A 17,584-nucleotide genomic window follows, 5' to 3' on the forward strand; every position below is an offset into this window, starting at 1 on the left:
GATTGGAATGGTTCTGTAAACCCCTGAATTCAGACTATTTTTACGAAGGCGTCAGGTGAGGTCCTCGAGCCTTGAAAATGCTGACGAGAATCTGCAAAAACGAAGGTCTTCAGCTCCATAACCCCCTAATCCATCGCCTATAAATGCAGCACTTGGGAAAAATGTTCGAGCACAGGCAACCTGTTTATGTTGTTTCGGCTTAACGCTTATGCACAACGCGACATCTGCATCACGCCTCAGCGAGCATTTTTGTGGATCCTTTCTCACTTAGCACGCAAATGCCTGTTTTTGCGGTTTTTTATGCAATGGTACAAAAAGTGAACAGTGCAGTTTCACCGCTGAAACACTTGTATATATTGGATCCACTATAATTTCATCAACAGAGTTATCCACAGGTTGAGGGCCGTCAGGGCTTCTCTGCGAGCAACATGAAATTACGCGGTGTAAGCGGGGTTTCGCAGAAGGTGCCGAGTCTGACGTCGTAGCCTCGATCACACAGGTAAAGCGCTCGATCCAGCACCAACCAGAGTTCAAGCGGGCGTCGGAAAAGTCCGCGCAGCAGCTCAAGATTGCGCACCTCGGCTAATCGCTGCCATCCAGCGGCTTCAAGCGCCGACCAGTCCTGCACGCCCGTTGTGGATAACTCATTCAGCGCGGCCAAATGATGGCAGTAATCAGCGAAGGATTTATCCAGCCATGAGCTCGGCAGGGAAGGCGTAGGCAGATATTCATCAACACCGCGCAACTCCCGTTGCAACAGGTCGAAAGCCAGGCGACGGGCCATCGAGGTATCGCGCTGACGTCTGACGCGGGCGCCGGCGGTGACGGTTTCACTCGCGGGTAGCGACAGATCGTCGAGGGAAAGCTGTAAGTGGGAGCTTAAGCCAGCGCGGGAAATTGGCTGGTAGGCGGCAGAACTGATCCGGTTGTAACAGCACGGTGCGATCGCCAGTTGTTTGCAACCGGCCGCGCTGGCGAGCTGGATCAGGCGCACGTGCAGATCACCGCAAGCGTGCAAAGCGACCGGCGTATGTGAAGCGTTCAATAAAGAGGCAACGCCTGGCGCCAGTACATCCTGTTCGACATGCAGCGCGTGCAGCTGATGACGCTGACTGAGGGCTTGCCCACTTGTGACCAGCGCCGGATCGTATTCCAGGCAGGTGAGCTGCTGAGAAGGCTGCAACAACCGTCGACCCAAGTGGCCTTTGCCTGAACACCAGTCCAGCCAATGGGTTGCCGTGGCGGTAAACATCAACCGACTGGCGAACGCCTCGATCTGCTGCCATTTACGCCCCGGCACATCGACGTTTAAGCGATGCACAACTGTTTCAAGTTGGAACGAAGGCAACTCACCCGCTGCACTCAGCTCAAGCGACATGGCTGCCAGTGATGCGAAGGGTTCTGGTGCATCGAGAAGTGCGGGTTGGTTATGCGCGCTTTCCGCATCCTCCAGCGTCCGTGCCCGTAGCCATGCAGACAATGGCGGGTAGGACGCTTCCCAGGGAAGATGCAGGTGTGTGAACGGCCGAGGCTTCCACAGCGCCTGATGCTCAATCAGAAACGCATCCAGCGCCGTGAAGCGGGCGAGCAGGTCCTCGCCCGTCAGCACGCAGGCATCAGCGGCCTTGGCAGGCATCAACGCGCAGCCAGCGCTCCAGCAGCTTGAAGCCGCGGACCAGTACAAACGCCATCAGCAGATAGAACATGCCTGCCGCGAAGAAGATCTCCACCGGGAGGTAAGTCCGGGCAATGATGGTGCGGGCCATGCCGGTCAGCTCCAGCAACGTCACGGTACTGGCCAGGGCACTGGCCTTGAGCATCAGGATCACTTCGTTGCTGTATGCCGGTAACCCGATGCGCGTGGCGCGAGGCAGGATGATGTAGAACATCGCTTTGGCGCGGGACATGCCCAGCGCCCGGGCGGCTTCGATCTCGCCTTTAGGGATGGCCTGAATCGAACCGCGCAGGATCTCGGCGATGTACGCGGCAGTGTGCAGCGTCATGGTGGCGGTTGCGCACCAGAACGGGTTGCGCAGGTATGGCCACATCGAGCTGTTACGCACGGCGTCAAACTGGGCCAGGCCGTAGTAGACCAGGAACAGCTGAACCAATAACGGCGTACCGCGGAAAAAGAAGATGTAGGCGTAGGGAAACGCGCGCACGTACCAAAGACGCGATGAACGGGCGATGCCCAGCGGGATCGCCAGCAGCAACCCGGCGATCACTGCAATGGCCACCAGCTCCAGGGTCAGCGTGGCGCCCTGGGCCAGTTTCGGCAGCCATTTGATGATGACTTCCCAGTTCATTGGGTGCTCCTCGCGAAGCCGCGAGCGGCGCGTTTTTCCATGAAGTGCATGCCGGTCATGGCCAGAATCGTCAGGCCCAGGTACATGAACGCGGCAACCATATAGAAGGTGAACGGTTGCTTGGACACGGTCACGCCGATTTGCGCGTGGCGCATGATTTCTTCCAGGCCGATGACCGACACCAGCGCGGTGTCCTTCATCAGGATCATGAACAGATTACCCAGGCCGGGCAGGGCGATGCGCCACATCTGCGGCATGATCAGCTTGGTGAAGATGCGAAACTTCGACAGGCCCAACGCGACGCCAGCTTCACGGTGTCCTTTGGGGATCGCCAGGATCGCACCTCGGAAAACTTCCGTGGCATACGCGCCGAAGCACAGGCCCAGGGCGATAACGCCAGCGGAGAACGCGTTGAGTTCGAGGTCGGGTTTGCCGAAAAATTCGCCCAGGGCACGCATCAGATTGACCGTGCCGAAGTAGATCAGCAGCACCCAGAGCAATTCCGGAATGCCGCGAACCAGCGTTGAATACGTGCCGCCAAGCCATTGCAGCGGCTTGTACGGGGAAGTCTTGGCCAAAGCGCCAAGCAGGCCGAGCACCAGCCCGAGACACAGGGCCGAGAGTGCCAGTTTCACAGTCATCAGCGCGCCAGCGGCGAGCGCAGGGCCGAATCCGTAGAGATCGATAGTCATGGAATTCTTTTCAATCGCGGCAGGCAATGCCGGGGACCGGCGCCGTCAGCGAACGGCGTCGGTCCGGCAGGTCAGAATCAATAGATGCTGAACGGGAAGTACTTGTCGTTGATTTTCTTGTAGGTGCCGTCGGCAACGATTTCTTTCAGCGCGGTATTCAGCCTGGTGCGGATCTCATCGCCTTTGCGCACTGCGATACCGATCTTGTCGCTTTCTTCCACCGGGTCGCCTTTGAATTCGTAGGACTTGCCGGCTTCGCTTTTCAGCCACTCGTAGTTGACGTATTTGTCGGCGAGGATACCGTCGAGACGGCCGGAGGTCAGGTCGAGGTAGGCGTTTTCCTGGGTGTCGTAGAGTTTGACTTCAACGCCTTCCATGTTGTCTTCCATCCAGGTGCCAGCGAGGGTCGCACGTTGTGCGCCGATCACTTTGCCTTGCAGGGAATCCTTGTCGGTTTTGAAGTCCGCGTCTTTCTTTGCGATGAATTGCAGTTTGTTGGAGTAGTACGGGTCAGTGAAGTCGACCGCTTGCTTGCGCTCGTCGGTGATCGACATCGATGAAATCAGGAAGTCGAACTTCTTCGCATTCAGAGCCGGGATGATGCCGTCCCAGTCAGACGTGACCACGGTGCATTCAACTTTCATCTTGGCGCACAGCGCGTCGCCGATTTCCTTGTCGAAGCCGACAACGTTGCCGCTGGCATCTTTGTTATTGAACGGCGGGTACGCCGCTTCGATGCCCATCTTCAAGGTTTCGGCGGCGGCACCGGCGCTGAACGCCAGGGTGACGGCGGCTGCCAGGAAGATCTTTTTGAAGTTCTGCATGTGGATAGCTCCGTTAGCGGTTGCTGGACATGAATTGTTTGCAGCGCGCCGAAAGCGGGTTGTCGAACACCTGCTGTGGCGATCCTTGCTCTTCTACCAGGCCCTGGTGGAGGAACACCACTTCGCTGGAGACCTGACGGGCAAAGCCCATCTCATGGGTCACGAGCAACATGGTGCGGCCTTCTTCGGCCAATGCACGGATGACATTAAGTACTTCCTGGACCATTTCCGGGTCAAGCGCGGAAGTGGGCTCATCGAACAGAATCACCTTGGGCTGCATCGCCAGCGTGCGGGCGATCGCTGCGCGCTGCTGCTGGCCGCCGGACAGTTCGGCAGGGTAGGCGTGGCGCTTGTCGGCGATGCCGACCTTGGCCAGCAAGGCTTCGGCCACTTCGGTGGCTTCGGCTTTGCTCTGACCGAGCACGCGACGCGGGGCTTCGATGATGTTGTCGAGCACGCTCATGTGCGGCCACAAATTGAAGTTTTGAAACACAAAACCGATTTGACTGCGCAGGCGATTGATCTGCTTGCCATCGGCAGCGACCAGTTCGCCGTTCTTCGCAGCTTTGAGCTTGAGTTCTTCGCCAGCCACCAGGATCTGGCCCTGATGCGGGTTTTCCAGCAGGTTGATGCAGCGCAGGAACGTGGACTTGCCGGAACCGGAGGAACCCAGGATCGAGATCACATCGCCGTCGCGGGCGGTCAGCGAGATGCCTTTGAGCACTTCGAGCTGGCCGTAGCGTTTGTGCAAGTTGCGGATTTCAAGCGCGGGCGTGGCCTCAGCCATGTGCGTTCCTCATAGTGTTTCGCTCCTGCTGTTAGCGGCCTTCCTGGCGAGGCGGCCAAGCTAGCATAGCGTCTGAATGGCAGCCAACAGCGGTTGGCGCGGTAAACGGGTGGCGTGCGGCCGGTTGTCGCATCGGCGCAGCAGACTGTCGCGCTGCTATCAACCGAACAGCCGTTTGAAGCCTTCTTTCAGCTATGGCGTTGTGGGTGTCGCGTAAAAAAAGGCGCGATGTTGCCAGCTTTGGCGGGGTACTGGAAGCGCTATCCGGACAAACGTAGCTGATCTGCCCTTTTATTGGGCGACCGGCATTTTGATGCTGTGTTTCTGATGCACAAATTCGTCATCAAGGTGAGTCACAGGGTAACGCTCTGGCGAATTGCCATTAATCTCAATGACTTGCGATGACCGTCCGGTCAGTCCGCAGTCCTCGTCTTTACAGACTTTGTTACATTTTGGCTCAATTATTGCGTGCAGAATATGAAACGCCCCGTTGGTTTCTTTTTACGAGAGAGAATTATCGGCGGGATGGACGTACACCGCTTTCCCTTACAAAGGTAGTTTTATGAGCAGTAACCCAAGCTCCAACGGCCTCGAACAGGGGCTTAAACCGCGTCATGTGACCATGCTGTCGATTGCCGGAGTTATCGGTGCCGGCCTGTTTGTCGGCTCGGGCCACGCCATTGCTGCGGCGGGGCCCGCCGTGCTGTTGGCCTATGCGGCTGCCGGTACGCTGGTGGTGCTGGTCATGCGCATGCTCGGTGAAATGGCTGTCGCTTCGCCGGATACTGGCTCGTTCTCGACCTACGCAGACCGTGCGATCGGACACTGGGCCGGTTTTACCATCGGCTGGTTGTACTGGTGGTTCTGGGTATTGGTGATTCCGCTGGAAGCCAACGCCGCAGCGACCATTCTGCATGCGTGGTTCCCGAACATCGCGATCTGGGCGTTCACGCTGGTGATCACACTGTTGCTGACCGCGACCAACCTGTTCAGCGTGAAGAATTATGGCGAGTTCGAATTCTGGTTCGCTTTGATCAAGGTCATTGCGATTGTCGGCTTCATTGCTTTGGGTGTTCTGGCCATTTTCGGCTTCCTGCCGACCAGCCAGGTCAGCGGCGTTTCGCACCTGTTTGACACTCAGGGTTTCCTGCCGAACGGCATGGGCGCGGTACTCGCTGCCATGCTGACTACCATGTTCTCGTTCATGGGCACGGAGATCGTGACCATCGCGGCGGCGGAATCCAAAGATCCGGGCAAGCAAATCTCCAAGGCCACCAACTCGGTGATCTGGCGGATCGGCTTGTTTTATCTCGTGTCGATTTTCATCGTTGTGGCGTTGGTGCCGTGGAACGACCCGGTACTGGCCAGCGTCGGCTCTTATCAGACTGTACTTGAGCGGATGGGCATCCCGAACGCCAAGCTGATCGTCGACATCGTGGTGCTGGTCGCCGTTACCAGTTGCCTGAACTCGGCGCTTTATACCGCGTCGCGGATGATGTTTTCGCTGGGCAAGCGCGGCGATGCACCGGTCGTCTCCACCCGCACCAATCGCAGCGGCACGCCGTATTGGGCGGTCATGCTGTCGACCGGCGCTGCATTCCTGGCGGTATTTGCCAACTACGTAGCACCGGCTGCCGTGTTTGAATTCCTGCTGGCCAGCTCGGGCGCCATCGCGTTGCTGGTTTACCTGGTGATCGCAGTTTCACAGCTGCGCATGCGCCAGAAACGTAAAGCGGCCGGGGAGAAAGTCGAGTTCCAGATGTGGCTGTTCCCGGGCCTGACCTACGCCGTTATTGTGTTCATTGTCGGCGTGCTGACGATCATGCTGTTCCAGGAAGCCCATCGCGTGGAAATCCTCGCAACCGGGTTGCTGAGCGTGCTTGTGGTCGCTGCCGGGTTGATCGTGTCCCGGCGTCGCAAGCAGCAAAGAGTCGGGGCAGCTGCGTTGAACTGATGGTTTGTGGGTGACGCAAAACGGCCGCTGTCAGGGATGACAGGCGCCCGTTTTTTGTTTAAAGATGCGTACCTACTCGACCTTTGCTTCCTGCGCATCCAGCGTCTGGCGATAGCTGTCCAGCGCGGTGCCGAAATCCGTGATGAATTGTGGATCAGTCAGCCAAGCCTGTGCGGCCTCGCGGTCCATTCCGTCGGCCCACATGCGGTAGTCGATCAGCATGTCGGCGGCCAAGTGCGTGGCGGCCATGGCTTCGTTGTCAGCGTTTTCCATGTCCAGCAGTTTGGGCTGGTCACTGATGATTACAGCGAGTTCCGCCAGCAGGATCTGCAACATGTCGCTACGACTGGTGGCTTCCGCGTCGCGCATTTTGCTGAACATCGCCAAGGTGTATTCCGGGATCGGTTCGCCGATCTCACCGAGGTCATCATCCAGGGTGGCAGGCTTTCTGCCGTGAATATTAATTTGCTTCGCTTTAATCTTGGCGCGCTTTGCGCGTTTCTGTTGCTTGTTGAGGGAGGCCATGGGAACTCAGTCTGGTTTCTGTGGATTTTGGGCCGCGATGGCTTCGGAGGCCGCTACGTAATCAACCTGGAAGGCTGGGGATTCGATCCAGGCCATCGCGCCGGCTTCGTCTGTTTCGGTGGACCATTGGCGATACTCGATCAAGGCGCCGATGATGAAGTCCGTCGCGGTTTCTTCACCTTCCTGCTGCAGCACGAGAGCGAGCAGTGGGTGTTCGAGAAAGGCTGTGCACATGGCTTTCTGGCTGATTTTTTCCGCCTCGATCATCTCCTTGAACAGGTCGGTCAGATCGACCGATTCAAAGTCGATGCGATCATCATTCGGGTCCAGTTCCACCGGCGCGGCAGCCCGCTGGCTGCGGTTCTGCTTGGCCTTGGCTTTGGCGCGTGTGGCGCGTTTTTGCTGTTTACTGGCGGAAGCCATGTGTTCTGATCCATTGTTCGTTAAAAGGACTGATTGCGTGGCACTGTCCGCCCGGGTGTATCGGGGGCCAGTTCGCCGTGTTGCAGCCAGGACAATGCAATGGGCCATAGTGTGGCTTGGTATGCGCTGCGAAAAAAGGCGAAATGACCAACTTCTTGTTCGCCGATGTCCTGCGGGGCGATTCGCAGATGGGTCTTTGTGCCGTAGGTGAAATAACAGAGCAGGCGTTCGATGGCCGCAATGGTGCCGTACGGATCGTCGGTAATGCTGATGGCGAGCAGTTTGGCCGTGACATTGGCGAAGGGCAGCCGACGGTTCTGGCTTAAGATCAGTTTTCCGCTCGGACGCGTTTCATAGCGTGCCGTGGGCGTGCTCCAGTCGCGAACTACGCCTGCTGGCGTGTCTTCCAGCCAGCCAAGGCGTTTGCCGGGGAAGTAACCGCAGACCGTTGTCAGCAACGGCATTGCCACGTGCCACTTGCCGAACATTCGCCAACGGTGCACCGGTGCATAGTCGCGCCAATAGGCGAATTGCGCCCCAACCGTGACCATGTGTCGAATCACACCGCCAGATGCAGCCAGGCCCGCAGCGCAGCCGCCGAAGCTGTGACCGATCACGTCGATTGGCTGGCGGGGAAATTCGCGCTGTGCGCGCTTGAGCATCGCTTCGAAATCCAGCGCACCCCAATCGGTCCACGACGCCTCGAGCCCTTTGAGTGATGGCGGCCGCGATTCACCGATCCCGCGGTAATCGTAAGTGATGACGTCGAAGCCGTTGGCAAACAGGTAATCGGCGAAGCGCGAGTAGTGGCGGCAGCGAACGGAGGTGGCAGCGTTGATAATGACGACCGGGCGGGAGCTGTCATGGATGGCATGTCGCCAAGTGAAGCCACCGAGGAGATGGCCATCTGGAGCGGGCTCCTTGAAGGGGGTGCCAGCGGTGGTGAGCTTCGACTCGATTTGCGCTGCGGCCAACGGCGTGTCCTGCATATTCATACGCTTCAAGCCTTTGCGGGTAACGGGTGACGATTGTCTTCATCGGCTGCCTGATCGAGGCGCCGCTCTTCGATCGCCGCGCGTTCGCGATCCAGTTCCGCACGTAATTCTTCTTCGCTAGGCAGAACCAACTTGTACTTGCTGGCGAACAATTGCTCATGACCTTCCAGCATCGAGTAATGCACTACCGACTCGTCTTTTTGTGCGCAAAGAATAATCCCTACGGTCGGACCGTCCTCCGCACCACGTTTGAGGTCGTCGTACATGCGCACGTACATGTCCATCTGCCCTACGTCCTGATGGGTCAGCTCGCCGCGTTTGAGATCAAAAATGACAAAGCACTTCAGCGGGTAATTGTAGAACACCAGGTCAATATAGAAGTCTTTGCTCTCTGTGCTGATCCGTTGCTGCCGGGCGATGAAAGCGAAGCCTTTGCCTAGCTCAAGCAAGAAAGCCTGAAGTTGATTGATCAATGCCTGTTCGAGACTGGTTTCCTGCGTCAGCCCTGCATTGGGCAGGCCCAGAAATTCAAGCATCACCGGGTCTCTGATGAAATCTCTGGGTTGTGCGTTCATTTGCTGAAGGGGCTCAAGGAGTAGGTCCTGTAGTCCGTGTCAGCGGGCAGGATTCTGCCAAGCCGGATGCTTTTCCGAACCCGTGATCAAATCCCGGGCATAAAAAAACCCTGAATCTTGCGATTCAGGGTTTTCGGTATTTGGTGCCCAGAGACGGAATCGAACCGCCGACACGGGGATTTTCAATCCCCTGCTCTACCGACTGAGCTATCTGGGCAACGGGGCGCATTAAACGGGTTTTTCAGGGGGTCGTCAAGCAAGTTTTCAAAAAATATTTAATTATTACCGTCGCTTACGATCCGACCCCAGAGAAATCGGGATTATTCAGCGGGTGGAACGTAGCCGTCGGCCTTGGCGTATTCCTCGCCGGAAAAGAACTTGTCCATCTCGCCCTGCAGATATTTGCGGTCTTCGGCGTTCATCATGTTCAAGCGTTTTTCGTTGATCAGCAGGGTCTGGTGTTTCTGCCAGTCGGCCCAGGCCTTGGCCGAGACGTGGTCAAAAATGTCCTGACCTTTTGCGCCCGGGAATGGAGCGCGCTCAAGGGCGGGCAGTTCTTCTTTGTACTTGCGGCACATGATGGTGCGGGTCATGACGACTCTCCTGCGTTCAATACGGCGGCCGCGCGTTCGAGCAATGTTTTGACCGGGGCGGCTAGGCCCAGGCGCGGCGGGGTGGCGAGGTTATACCAGAGCCAGTCGGCCTCGGCCACGTGATGGCCGGCCTCCTGAACCTGAACCAGCCAGGGTTCGATGGATAACTGGAAATGGCTGAAAGTGTGCACCAGGCTCGGCAGCGCCTGCTGTGTGCCCAATGCCAGCGAATGTTGTGAGGCCAGATGTTGCAGGTCATCGAGGTCGTCGAGTTCCGGCAAGCTCCAAAGCCCGCCCCACAAGCCCGTGGAAGGACGACGGTAGAGCAGAATCGCGCCGTCATCGTTGGCGAGCATCGGCATCAGCGTGCGTTTTTGTGGCACGGCCTTGCGCGGCTTGGGGATTGGATAGCGCGTTTCCAGGCCGAGCATGTGCGCTTCACAGCCTTTCTGCAGCGGACATAACAAGCAACTGGGTTTGCTGCGCGTGCACAGCGTCGCACCCAGATCCATCATTGCCTGCGTATAGGCGTTGACCCGATCATGCGGCGTGAAGCGCTCTGCGTTGGCCCATAGCTGTTTGGCCACCTTTGGCTCGCCGGGATAGCCCTCTTGCGCGGTAAAGCGCGCCAGGACCCGTTTGACGTTGCCATCCAGAATCGGCGCGCGCAGGCCCATGCTCAGGCTGGCGATAGCGCCGGCGGTGGACAGGCCGATGCCCGGCAGCTCGACCAGTTTTTCGACATCGCGCGGAAACTCTCCACCGTGTTCAGCGACGACGATTTTTGCGGTTTTCTGCAAATTGCGCGCGCGGGTGTAGTAACCCAGGCCAGTCCACAGGTGCAAGACCTCGTCTTCCGGCGCGGCGGCCAGGTCTTCGACCGTCGGCAATGACGCCATGAACCGGTCGAAGTAATTCAACACCGTGCTGACCTGGGTCTGCTGCAACATGATTTCCGAGACCCACACCCGATACGGCGTGATGCCTTGTTGCCAGGGTAAATCGTGGCGGCCATGGCGATCGTACCAATGCAGCACGGCCGCTGAAAACTGCTCCGCTCTCATCGCTTGAACAGCCCCTTCAACGCGTCTTTCAGCTCAGGGCTGACCTTGTCACCCAGCTTCTCGTCAATTTTGTCGCTTAGTTTGTCTTTGACGGTATCGCCCGCCAGTTTGGCGGCGACCTGGCCCATGCGTTCGTTGTCGAGACGGCACGCCTTGGCGCCGAGTTCCAGCGGGCCACGGCAGCGCAATGGCCATTCGATGCCGACGAATTTCTCGCCAACCTGGCAGGCTGGATCGGGCATATCGCTCTTATCGCCCTCGACGATAATTCCCACGCGATAGTCCATGCCCAGCACCCGCAGATCGACATCGCCGTCACCCTTGACGGTCATGCCGGGAATGCGAACCCGCAAATCCGGGTTGCTGGCGACGCCGTTACGGAAGGTAAGGTTGCCGTTGAGTTCCTGGAACGGAGTGTCCTTGCCGCGTGGTTCGCCGCTCAAGGTCTTGCGATTGAGCGTGGCGATGCCTTTGCACAGTTGCTGCTCGAGGTTGGCATTGAGCAGCACGCCATTGGTGATGACGAAACCGGCATTGCCGTTGAGGCTTTCGATGAGCGCCTTCTGGCTATTACCACTGGCGGTCAGGTTGCTGTTAAGTGTGATCAGGCCTTTGACCGGCGGATTTTTACCCTGGCTTTCGAGGATTTTTTCCACCGGGACTTTGCTGATTGCGGTCTGCATGCTCAACGCAGGTACTTGTTGACGAACGTCGAGAGTGCCCTTGGCTTCGAAGTTGCCGTTGTACAGGTCGCCGCGCAGATTCTCGAGCGTCAGCAGGCCGCCCTGGCCGGTGGCCTTGAGCGCAGCATTCTGAATCGGCAGTTTGTCGAGGGTCAGCAGGCCGAAGGTCAGGTCGGCGTCGACTTCGAGTTTGCTCAGGCGCTCCACCGGCAACAGACGCTCGGTGCTCCAGGCGCCCTTGGTAGGTTTGTCCGGCAGCGGTGTGCTGCCCGCGCCTGCCATGGCACCGGCTTCGGTACTCGCCACTTCGGCCTGCCGCACTTGCGCCGCGCTGCTGGCTTCAGCGGACTTCGGCGGCAGGTAGCGATCAACATTGAACGTATCGGCTTTGAGAATGGCGCGCAGCGACTGCTTGGCGAAATCCTCGAACGCTACGCGCCCACTGAAGCTGCTGTCGTCGACTTTGAGATTGATGTTGTCCAGCGACAGGCTGTTCGGGGTGCCTGCAATGCGGCTGACCAGTTCGACCTTGCTCAGGCTGCCCTCGGCCATGGCCGGCAGTTTCTGGCCGATGCTGTCGACGAATTTCGCCAGATCGAACTGGGCGATCGAAATGCCGCCGGTGATCTGCGGCGTTTTGTCGAGGTCGTTGACCTTGAGTTCACCGAGTGCGCGCATCTGGTTGGCAGAGATCTTGATGCCGGTCCATTCCGCGACGTTCGCGGCTTTATCCAGTAAAAGCTGACCCTGCGCAGCAAACGTCATGGTCTTGCCTTGCAACGGCTCGCCGGCCACTTCACCGGACAATTTCATGTCTTCAAATTTGTAGCGTTGCAATGCGCGCTCGAAGCGCAGCTCGCCACTAAGCTCGGTGCGCACGCGCAGGACGGGCTGGTTGCTGCCCAGAAACGCCGTGAGTTTGACCGGGATATTGGTCGAATCGTGAACCGGGCCGGTGCTTAGCTGGATGCTTTCAGCGCTGTACAGCTTGCCGGTTTTTTCGTCGGTGTATTCCACGCGAGCGTTGTTGACGGTCAGGCTGTCGATGTCGAGCCGGATCGGCTGCGCCGGTTTTTCTGTCTTGGCGGTCGTTTCAGTTGCGGGCTCGCCGGTCGTCGGCGCGGTGGCGGGATCCGCTGGCGCCTTGCCGATGTCTTCCCAGTTGCCATGCCCATCCTTGTCGCGGTTCAGGCGCAGGTTCAGGCCTTCGACGCGCACATCGCTCATCTGCACTTCACGGCGCAACAGCGGCAGGACCCGAACCGACAAGCCGAGCATCTGCAGATCGGCGAAGGGTTCGGTAGGTTTGTTCAGGGTGGCGACACTGGCTTCATGCAGCTCCAGGCCCAGCCATGGGAACAAGCTCCAGCCGATGTCGCCATTGAGCGTCAGCTCGATGTGAGCTTTATCGCGGGCAATCTGGCGAATCTCGTCTTTATAGTCGTTGGGATCAAACAGGTGGGTCAGGGCAAAGCCCAGCGCCACAATGATCAGCAACAGCCCGAGAAGTACCAGACCCAGGATTTTGCCGAACGCTTTCATGGGCGAGTCCTTGTAGTTAGTCGAATTCGAAATTTAGCCGGGGAGTATAGCGCTCCAAAGCACATGTCCGGGCAGCGATCAGCCCGGCATTCTATCGAGTGGCAGGTTCGGTTTGGCGGCGACCGCAGAATCGAGCGACTTGCAAATAGTGATATCAGATTGGTTTTTCTGTCACGTTCAGATGGTAACCTCTGCAGGTTCGTCCGTCCTTCTGCGGCAAGCTGCCGCACCAAATGGAGCTTCAATCAAACAAAACAGTCATGCGTGCGCATAAGGCTGGGGTTGAGCAGTGGCTGACGAACCCTACTAATAATTGGGGGATACACAATGACAACGAGTACTACGGCGGACGGCTACAGCGCCGGCCAGCCAGCGTTCCTGTCCAAGGAGCGTATTATCGCCAAGCCCGGTTTCAACCGTTGGCTGGTGCCACCGGCCGCGCTGGCCATTCACCTGTGCATCGGCATGGCGTACGGCTTTTCGGTGTTCTGGCTGCCACTGTCCAAAGCTTTGGGTGTAACCAAGGCAGTTGCTTGCGCTCCGGAAATGGGTTTCATCGAACAGGTATTTTCGTCGCAATGCGACTGGCCGATCTCCATGCTCGGCTGGATCTACACCCTGTTCTTCATCTTCCTCGGCTGCTCGGCAGCGATCTGGGGCGGCTGGCTGGAACACGCCGGACCGCGCAAGGCCGGTGTTGTCTCGGCGCTGTGCTGGTGTGGCGGGCTGCTGATTTCAGCGCTTGGCGTTTACACGCATCAGATCTGGCTGATGTGGATCGGCTCCGGGGTCATTGGCGGTATCGGCCTGGGCCTGGGGTACATCTCACCGGTCTCGACCCTGATCAAGTGGTTCCCGGACAAGCGCGGCATGGCGACGGGCATGGCGATCATGGGTTTCGGTGGTGGCGCGATGGTCGGTGCTCCGCTGGCTGCAGCCTTGATGAGCCACTTCGCTTCGCCAACCAGCGTCGGCGTCTGGCAGAGTTTTCTGGTGATGGCCGCGATCTACTTCGTGTTCATGATCGGCGGTGCACTGTCCTACCGCGTGCCGCCAACCGGCTGGAAACCTGAAGGCTGGACCGCTCCGGCGAAAAAAGCCGCGAACGCGATGATCACCCATCGTCACGTGCACGTGAATGTGGCGTGGAAAACTCCACAATTCCGTCTGGTCTGGCTGGTGTTGTGCCTGAACGTATCCGCCGGTATCGGCATCCTGGGCATGGCATCGCCACTGTTGCAGGAAGTGTTCGGCGGAAAGCTGATTGGTGTTGACCTGCCATTTGGTCAACTGGACGCCGGGCAACTGGCCTCGATCGCAGCGATTGCTGCGGGCTTCACCGGTTTGTTGAGTCTGTTCAACATCGGCGGTCGGTTCTTCTGGGCTTCGTTCTCGGATTACCTGGGCCGCAAGAACACCTACTTCGTGTTCTTTGCTCTCGGGTTCGCGCTGTACGCGTTGATTCCTAACCTCGGTCACCTGGGCAACGTTGCGCTGTTCGTCGCCGCGTTCTGCATCATCCTGTCGATGTACGGCGGCGGTTTTGCGACCGTACCAGCCTATCTGGCCGATCTGTTCGGTACGCAGATGGTCGGCGCGATTCACGGTCGTCTGCTGACGGCGTGGGCGGCGGCGGGCGTGTTGGGCCCGGTGCTGGTTAACTACCTGCGTGAATATCAGTTGAGCATCGGCGTTGAACGCGCAGCCGCTTACGACATTACGTTGTACATCCTCGCGGGCCTGCTTGTGCTGGGATTCATCTGCAACCTGCTGGTGCGCCCGGTGGCTGACAAGTACTTCATGACCGACGCTGAACTGGCTGCCGAACAGGCGCTGGGCCACGACAAAGGTGCTGATGCCAGCACCGTGCTGGAGTGGAAAGCAGCGCCTGGTACCAAACCGTTGGCGATCGCCGCGTGGCTGGTGGTGGGTATTCCATTGGCGTGGGGTGTCTGGGTGACCCTGCAGAAGACTGCGGTGCTGTTCAACTAAAGATGTCTGCTTGACGCATAAACTGTGGGAGCGAGCCTGCTCGCGAATGCGGTCTGACAATCGACAGAAATGTTGAATGTGCTGGCCCGTTCGCGAGCAGGCTCGCTCCCACAGTTGTGTTGTGTTCCACTGAACCGCTTGTATGGACATGTCTACCCGCCACACCCCGGAATTCCCTCCGTCAGCGATATCACCTCTCATGTTTCTGTTTCCCGCCCGCGCGCCTATAATGGCTGCCTTTTTCGCCCAATGATTTGCGGAGCTGGTGATGGCCGAACGTATGGCGTCAGTCGAGCGCGACACTCTGGAAACCCAGATTAAAGCCTCGATCAACCTGGATGGCACCGGAAAGGCCCGATTTGATATCGGTGTTCCTTTCCTTGAGCACATGCTGGACCAGATCGCCCGTCACGGGCTGATCGACCTGGATATCGTCAGTAAGGGCGACCTGCATATCGACGACCATCACACCGTGGAAGATGTCGGTATCACGCTCGGCCAAGCGTTCACCAAAGCCATCGGCGACAAAAAAGGCATCCGTCGTTACGGTCACGCCTACGTGCCGCTCGATGAAGCGCTGTCGCGCGTGGTAATCGATTTCTCCGGCCGTCCTGGCCTGCAGATGCATGTTCCCTACACCCGCGCCACCGTCGGCGGTTTCGATGTTGACCTGTTCCAGGAATTCTTCCAGGGCTTCGTCAACCACGCCAACGTCACGCTGCACATCGACAATCTGCGAGGGCACAACACCCACCACCAGATCGAAACCGTGTTCAAGGCTTTCGGCCGCGCGCTGCGCATGGCCGTGGAGCTGGACGACCGCATGGCCGGTCAGATGCCGTCGACCAAAGGCGTTCTGTAATGCAGACGGTCGCGGTTATCGATTACGGCATGGGTAACCTGCACTCGGTGGCCAAGGCCCTCGAGCACGTCGGTGCCGGCAAGGTGCTGATCACCAGCGATGCCGATGTGATTCGCGAAGCCGACCGGGTGGTTTTCCCCGGCGTCGGCGCGATTCGCGATTGCATGGCGGAGATCCGTCGCCTGGGCTTCGACTCGCTGGTGCGGGAAGTGAGCCAGGATCGTCCGTTTCTCGGTATCTGCGTCGGCATGCAAGCCTTGCTCGATAGCAGTGAAGAGAATGACGGCGTCGACTGCATCGGCCTGTTCCCGGGCGCTGTGAAGTTCTTCGGCAAAGATCTGCATGAAGACGGCGAGCATCTGAAGGTCCCGCACATGGGCTGGAACGAGGTGAAGCAGACGGTGAGTCATCCGCTGTGGCACGACATTCCGGACCTGGCGCGTTTCTACTTCGTGCACAGCTACTACATCGCCGCCGGTAACGCGCGGCAGGTGGTGGGTGGCGGTCACTATGGTGTCGATTTCGCTGCAGCGCTGGCCGAAGGGTCGCGTTTTGCCGTGCAGTTCCACCCGGAGAAAAGCCATACCCATGGCCTGCAATTGCTGCAGAATTTCGCCGCGTGGGATGGTCGCTGGTAAATGGCTGCCAAAAAGAAGCCGCCGATCCTGACCCTCACTCCCGAACAAGAGAATGAGGCCAATCACAAGATCAAGCGCTTCATGGAGGATCGCTTCGAACTGGACCTGGGTTCGTTCGAGGCGGCCGAAATCCTAGAGCTGTTTACCCGTGAAATTGCTCCGCACTATTACAACAGGGCGATTTTCGATGTGCAGACACACCTCAAAGAGAGGTTCGAAAGCATCGAAAGCGACCTGTGGGCGCTCGAAAAGAGCAGCTGAAAGCTTCAAGCTTCAAGCTGCAAGAATTGATATGCGTGCCTGCTTGCAGCTTATGGCTTGCAGCTAGCAGCTCTTTTGACGAAGGAAACAGCATGCTCATTATCCCCGCTATCGATCTCAAGGACGGTGCCTGTGTCCGTCTGCGCCAAGGCCGCATGGAAGATTCCACGGTGTTCTCCGATGACCCGGTGAGCATGGCGGCCAAGTGGGTAGACGGCGGTTGCCGTCGATTGCACCTGGTCGACCTCAATGGCGCCTTCGAAGGCCAGCCGGTCAACGGCGAAGTGGTGACCGCCATCGCCAAGCGCTACCCGAACCTGCCGATCCAGATCGGTGGAGGCATCCGTTCGCTGGAAACCATCGAACACTACGTCAAGGCTGGCGTGAGTTACGTGATCATCGGTACCAAAGCCGTGAAAGATCCGGCGTTCGTCGCCGAAGCCTGCCGAGCGTTCCCGGGCAAGGTGATTGTTGGCCTGGACGCCAAAGACGGTTTCGTCGCGACTGACGGCTGGGCTGAAATCAGCACCGTTCAGGTGATTGATCTGGCGAAACAATTCGAAGCCGATGGGGTGTCCGCGATTGTTTATACCGACATCGCCAAAGACGGCATGATGCAGGGCTGCAACGTACCATTCACCGCAGCGCTGGCCGCTGCCACGCGCATCCCGGTGATCGCGTCCGGTGGCATCCACAACCTCGGTGACATCAAGTCGCTGCTCGACGCCAGAGCGCCGGGCATCATCGGCGCCATCACCGGCCGCGCGATTTATGAGGGCACCCTCGACGTCGCCGAAGCGCAAGCGTTTTGCGACAGCTACAAGCCATAAGCCGCAAGCTGCAAGTCAAGGCGCGACCGCGGTCCGTT

At 58.4% G+C, this 17,584-nt stretch carries 17 protein-coding genes, 1 tRNA gene and 1 pseudogene; 6 read left to right on the forward strand and 13 right to left on the reverse strand.

What is annotated here, in order from left to right; genetic code table 11:
* Positions 1–406: 406 nt before the first annotated feature.
* The 5 genes from F8N12_RS05520 to F8N12_RS05540 all read right to left on the reverse strand — a co-directional run bounded on the left by F8N12_RS05520 (position 407) and on the right by F8N12_RS05540 (position 4,609).
* Positions 407–1,636: a methyltransferase gene (locus F8N12_RS05520; protein WP_150579545.1), complete on the reverse strand. Its 1,230-nt coding sequence runs from the start codon at positions 1,634–1,636 to the stop codon at positions 407–409.
* Positions 1,617–2,306, reverse strand: a complete 690-nt coding sequence (locus tag F8N12_RS05525; protein WP_150579546.1) for an ABC transporter permease — start codon at positions 2,304–2,306, stop codon at positions 1,617–1,619. Before F8N12_RS05525 ends, F8N12_RS05520 begins: the two co-directional genes overlap by 20 nt.
* Complete coding sequence (locus tag F8N12_RS05530; protein WP_028620966.1) at positions 2,303–2,998, reverse strand: ABC transporter permease; 696 nt, start codon at positions 2,996–2,998, stop codon at positions 2,303–2,305. Before F8N12_RS05530 ends, F8N12_RS05525 begins: the two co-directional genes overlap by 4 nt.
* Positions 2,999–3,075: 77 nt before the next feature.
* A complete protein-coding gene (locus F8N12_RS05535) occupies positions 3,076–3,822 on the reverse strand; it encodes an ABC transporter substrate-binding protein (RefSeq protein ID WP_150579547.1) in 747 nt (248 codons plus the stop codon).
* A 13-nt stretch (positions 3,823–3,835) separates the two neighbouring features.
* A complete protein-coding gene (locus F8N12_RS05540; protein ID WP_150579548.1) occupies positions 3,836–4,609 on the reverse strand; it encodes an ABC transporter ATP-binding protein in 774 nt (257 codons plus the stop codon).
* Between the two features lie 562 nt (positions 4,610–5,171).
* On the opposite strand from F8N12_RS05540, the gene gabP reads away from it, so the two are divergent.
* On the forward strand, positions 5,172–6,563 hold the full coding sequence (gene gabP / locus F8N12_RS05545; RefSeq protein WP_150579549.1) for a GABA permease: 1,392 nt from the start codon (positions 5,172–5,174) through the stop codon (positions 6,561–6,563).
* A gap of 72 nt (positions 6,564–6,635) precedes the next feature.
* Here the strand turns inward: gabP and F8N12_RS05550 are convergent, their stop codons facing one another.
* From F8N12_RS05550 to F8N12_RS05585, 8 genes and pseudogenes are all read right to left on the reverse strand, one after another.
* Entirely contained in the window at positions 6,636–7,088 is a 453-nt protein-coding gene (locus tag F8N12_RS05550; RefSeq protein WP_150579550.1) for a hypothetical protein, read from the reverse strand.
* A 6-nt stretch (positions 7,089–7,094) separates the two neighbouring features.
* The gene (locus tag F8N12_RS05555) at positions 7,095–7,511 is read right to left on the reverse strand and encodes a hypothetical protein (RefSeq protein WP_150579551.1); all 417 of its coding nucleotides are present in this window, start codon (positions 7,509–7,511) and stop codon (positions 7,095–7,097) included.
* 20 nt (positions 7,512–7,531) lie between these two features.
* Entirely contained in the window at positions 7,532–8,506 is a 975-nt protein-coding gene (locus tag F8N12_RS05560; RefSeq protein WP_150579552.1) for an alpha/beta fold hydrolase, read from the reverse strand.
* A gap of 5 nt (positions 8,507–8,511) precedes the next feature.
* Positions 8,512–9,090 (reverse strand): annotated as a pseudogene (locus F8N12_RS05565) (PDDEXK nuclease domain-containing protein); the annotation flags it as partial.
* Positions 9,091–9,222: 132 nt separating this feature from the next.
* A tRNA-Phe gene (locus F8N12_RS05570) sits at positions 9,223–9,298 on the reverse strand.
* A 103-nt stretch (positions 9,299–9,401) separates the two neighbouring features.
* Positions 9,402–9,674 carry an oxidative damage protection protein gene (locus tag F8N12_RS05575; protein ID WP_008149405.1) on the reverse strand — a complete coding sequence of 91 codons (273 nt, stop codon included), beginning with the start codon at positions 9,672–9,674 and terminating at the stop codon, positions 9,402–9,404.
* Positions 9,671–10,738 (reverse strand): A/G-specific adenine glycosylase, encoded by a 1,068-nt coding sequence (gene mutY, locus F8N12_RS05580; RefSeq protein WP_150579553.1) that lies wholly within the window; start codon positions 10,736–10,738, stop codon positions 9,671–9,673. The genes F8N12_RS05575 and mutY overlap by 4 nt, the downstream gene beginning before the upstream one ends.
* Positions 10,735–12,963 carry an AsmA family protein gene (locus tag F8N12_RS05585; protein WP_150579554.1) on the reverse strand — a complete coding sequence of 743 codons (2,229 nt, stop codon included), beginning with the start codon at positions 12,961–12,963 and terminating at the stop codon, positions 10,735–10,737. Before F8N12_RS05585 ends, mutY begins: the two co-directional genes overlap by 4 nt.
* A 327-nt stretch (positions 12,964–13,290) precedes the next feature.
* Here F8N12_RS05585 and F8N12_RS05590 point away from each other — a divergent pair, with 327 nt between their 5' ends.
* The 5 genes from F8N12_RS05590 to hisA all read left to right on the forward strand — a co-directional run bounded on the left by F8N12_RS05590 (position 13,291) and on the right by hisA (position 17,546).
* On the forward strand, positions 13,291–14,955 hold the full coding sequence (locus F8N12_RS05590; protein ID WP_150579555.1) for an OFA family MFS transporter: 1,665 nt from the start codon (positions 13,291–13,293) through the stop codon (positions 14,953–14,955).
* 268 nt (positions 14,956–15,223) lie between these two features.
* Complete coding sequence (gene hisB, locus F8N12_RS05595) at positions 15,224–15,817, forward strand: imidazoleglycerol-phosphate dehydratase HisB (RefSeq protein ID WP_007939452.1); 594 nt, start codon at positions 15,224–15,226, stop codon at positions 15,815–15,817.
* Positions 15,817–16,455, forward strand: a complete 639-nt coding sequence (hisH, locus tag F8N12_RS05600; protein WP_150579556.1) for an imidazole glycerol phosphate synthase subunit HisH — start codon at positions 15,817–15,819, stop codon at positions 16,453–16,455. The genes hisB and hisH overlap by 1 nt, the downstream gene beginning before the upstream one ends.
* On the forward strand, positions 16,456–16,716 hold the full coding sequence (locus F8N12_RS05605) for a DUF2164 domain-containing protein (RefSeq protein WP_150579557.1): 261 nt from the start codon (positions 16,456–16,458) through the stop codon (positions 16,714–16,716). It abuts the gene before it with no gap.
* 92 nt (positions 16,717–16,808) lie between these two features.
* Complete coding sequence (gene hisA, locus F8N12_RS05610; protein ID WP_150579558.1) at positions 16,809–17,546, forward strand: 1-(5-phosphoribosyl)-5-[(5-phosphoribosylamino)methylideneamino]imidazole-4-carboxamide isomerase; 738 nt, start codon at positions 16,809–16,811, stop codon at positions 17,544–17,546.
* The last annotated feature ends 38 nt before the right edge of the window (positions 17,547–17,584 follow it).

The organism is Pseudomonas fluorescens (genome assembly GCF_902497625.1).
GTDB lineage: Bacteria > Pseudomonadota > Gammaproteobacteria > Pseudomonadales > Pseudomonadaceae > Aquipseudomonas > Aquipseudomonas fluorescens_BQ.

Bases quoted from the DNA above. Each gene is read 5' to 3' on its own strand.
- F8N12_RS05520 (WP_150579545.1), bottom strand. From the start codon at position 1,636: ATGCCTGCCAAGGCCGCTGATGCCTGCGTGCTGACGGGCGAGGACCTG.
- F8N12_RS05525 (WP_150579546.1), bottom strand. From the start codon at position 2,306: ATGAACTGGGAAGTCATCATCAAATGGCTGCCGAAACTGGCCCAGGGC.
- F8N12_RS05530 (WP_028620966.1), bottom strand. From the start codon at position 2,998: ATGACTATCGATCTCTACGGATTCGGCCCTGCGCTCGCCGCTGGCGCG.
- F8N12_RS05535 (WP_150579547.1), bottom strand. From the start codon at position 3,822: ATGCAGAACTTCAAAAAGATCTTCCTGGCAGCCGCCGTCACCCTGGCG.
- F8N12_RS05540 (WP_150579548.1), bottom strand. From the start codon at position 4,609: ATGGCTGAGGCCACGCCCGCGCTTGAAATCCGCAACTTGCACAAACGC.
- gabP (WP_150579549.1), top strand. From the start codon at position 5,172: ATGAGCAGTAACCCAAGCTCCAACGGCCTCGAACAGGGGCTTAAACCG.
- F8N12_RS05550 (WP_150579550.1), bottom strand. From the start codon at position 7,088: ATGGCCTCCCTCAACAAGCAACAGAAACGCGCAAAGCGCGCCAAGATT.
- F8N12_RS05555 (WP_150579551.1), bottom strand. From the start codon at position 7,511: ATGGCTTCCGCCAGTAAACAGCAAAAACGCGCCACACGCGCCAAAGCC.
- F8N12_RS05560 (WP_150579552.1), bottom strand. From the start codon at position 8,506: ATGAATATGCAGGACACGCCGTTGGCCGCAGCGCAAATCGAGTCGAAG.
- F8N12_RS05575 (WP_008149405.1), bottom strand. From the start codon at position 9,674: ATGACCCGCACCATCATGTGCCGCAAGTACAAAGAAGAACTGCCCGCC.
- mutY (WP_150579553.1), bottom strand. From the start codon at position 10,738: ATGAGAGCGGAGCAGTTTTCAGCGGCCGTGCTGCATTGGTACGATCGC.
- F8N12_RS05585 (WP_150579554.1), bottom strand. From the start codon at position 12,963: ATGAAAGCGTTCGGCAAAATCCTGGGTCTGGTACTTCTCGGGCTGTTG.
- F8N12_RS05590 (WP_150579555.1), top strand. From the start codon at position 13,291: ATGACAACGAGTACTACGGCGGACGGCTACAGCGCCGGCCAGCCAGCG.
- hisB (WP_007939452.1), top strand. From the start codon at position 15,224: ATGGCCGAACGTATGGCGTCAGTCGAGCGCGACACTCTGGAAACCCAG.
- hisH (WP_150579556.1), top strand. From the start codon at position 15,817: ATGCAGACGGTCGCGGTTATCGATTACGGCATGGGTAACCTGCACTCG.
- F8N12_RS05605 (WP_150579557.1), top strand. From the start codon at position 16,456: ATGGCTGCCAAAAAGAAGCCGCCGATCCTGACCCTCACTCCCGAACAA.
- hisA (WP_150579558.1), top strand. From the start codon at position 16,809: ATGCTCATTATCCCCGCTATCGATCTCAAGGACGGTGCCTGTGTCCGT.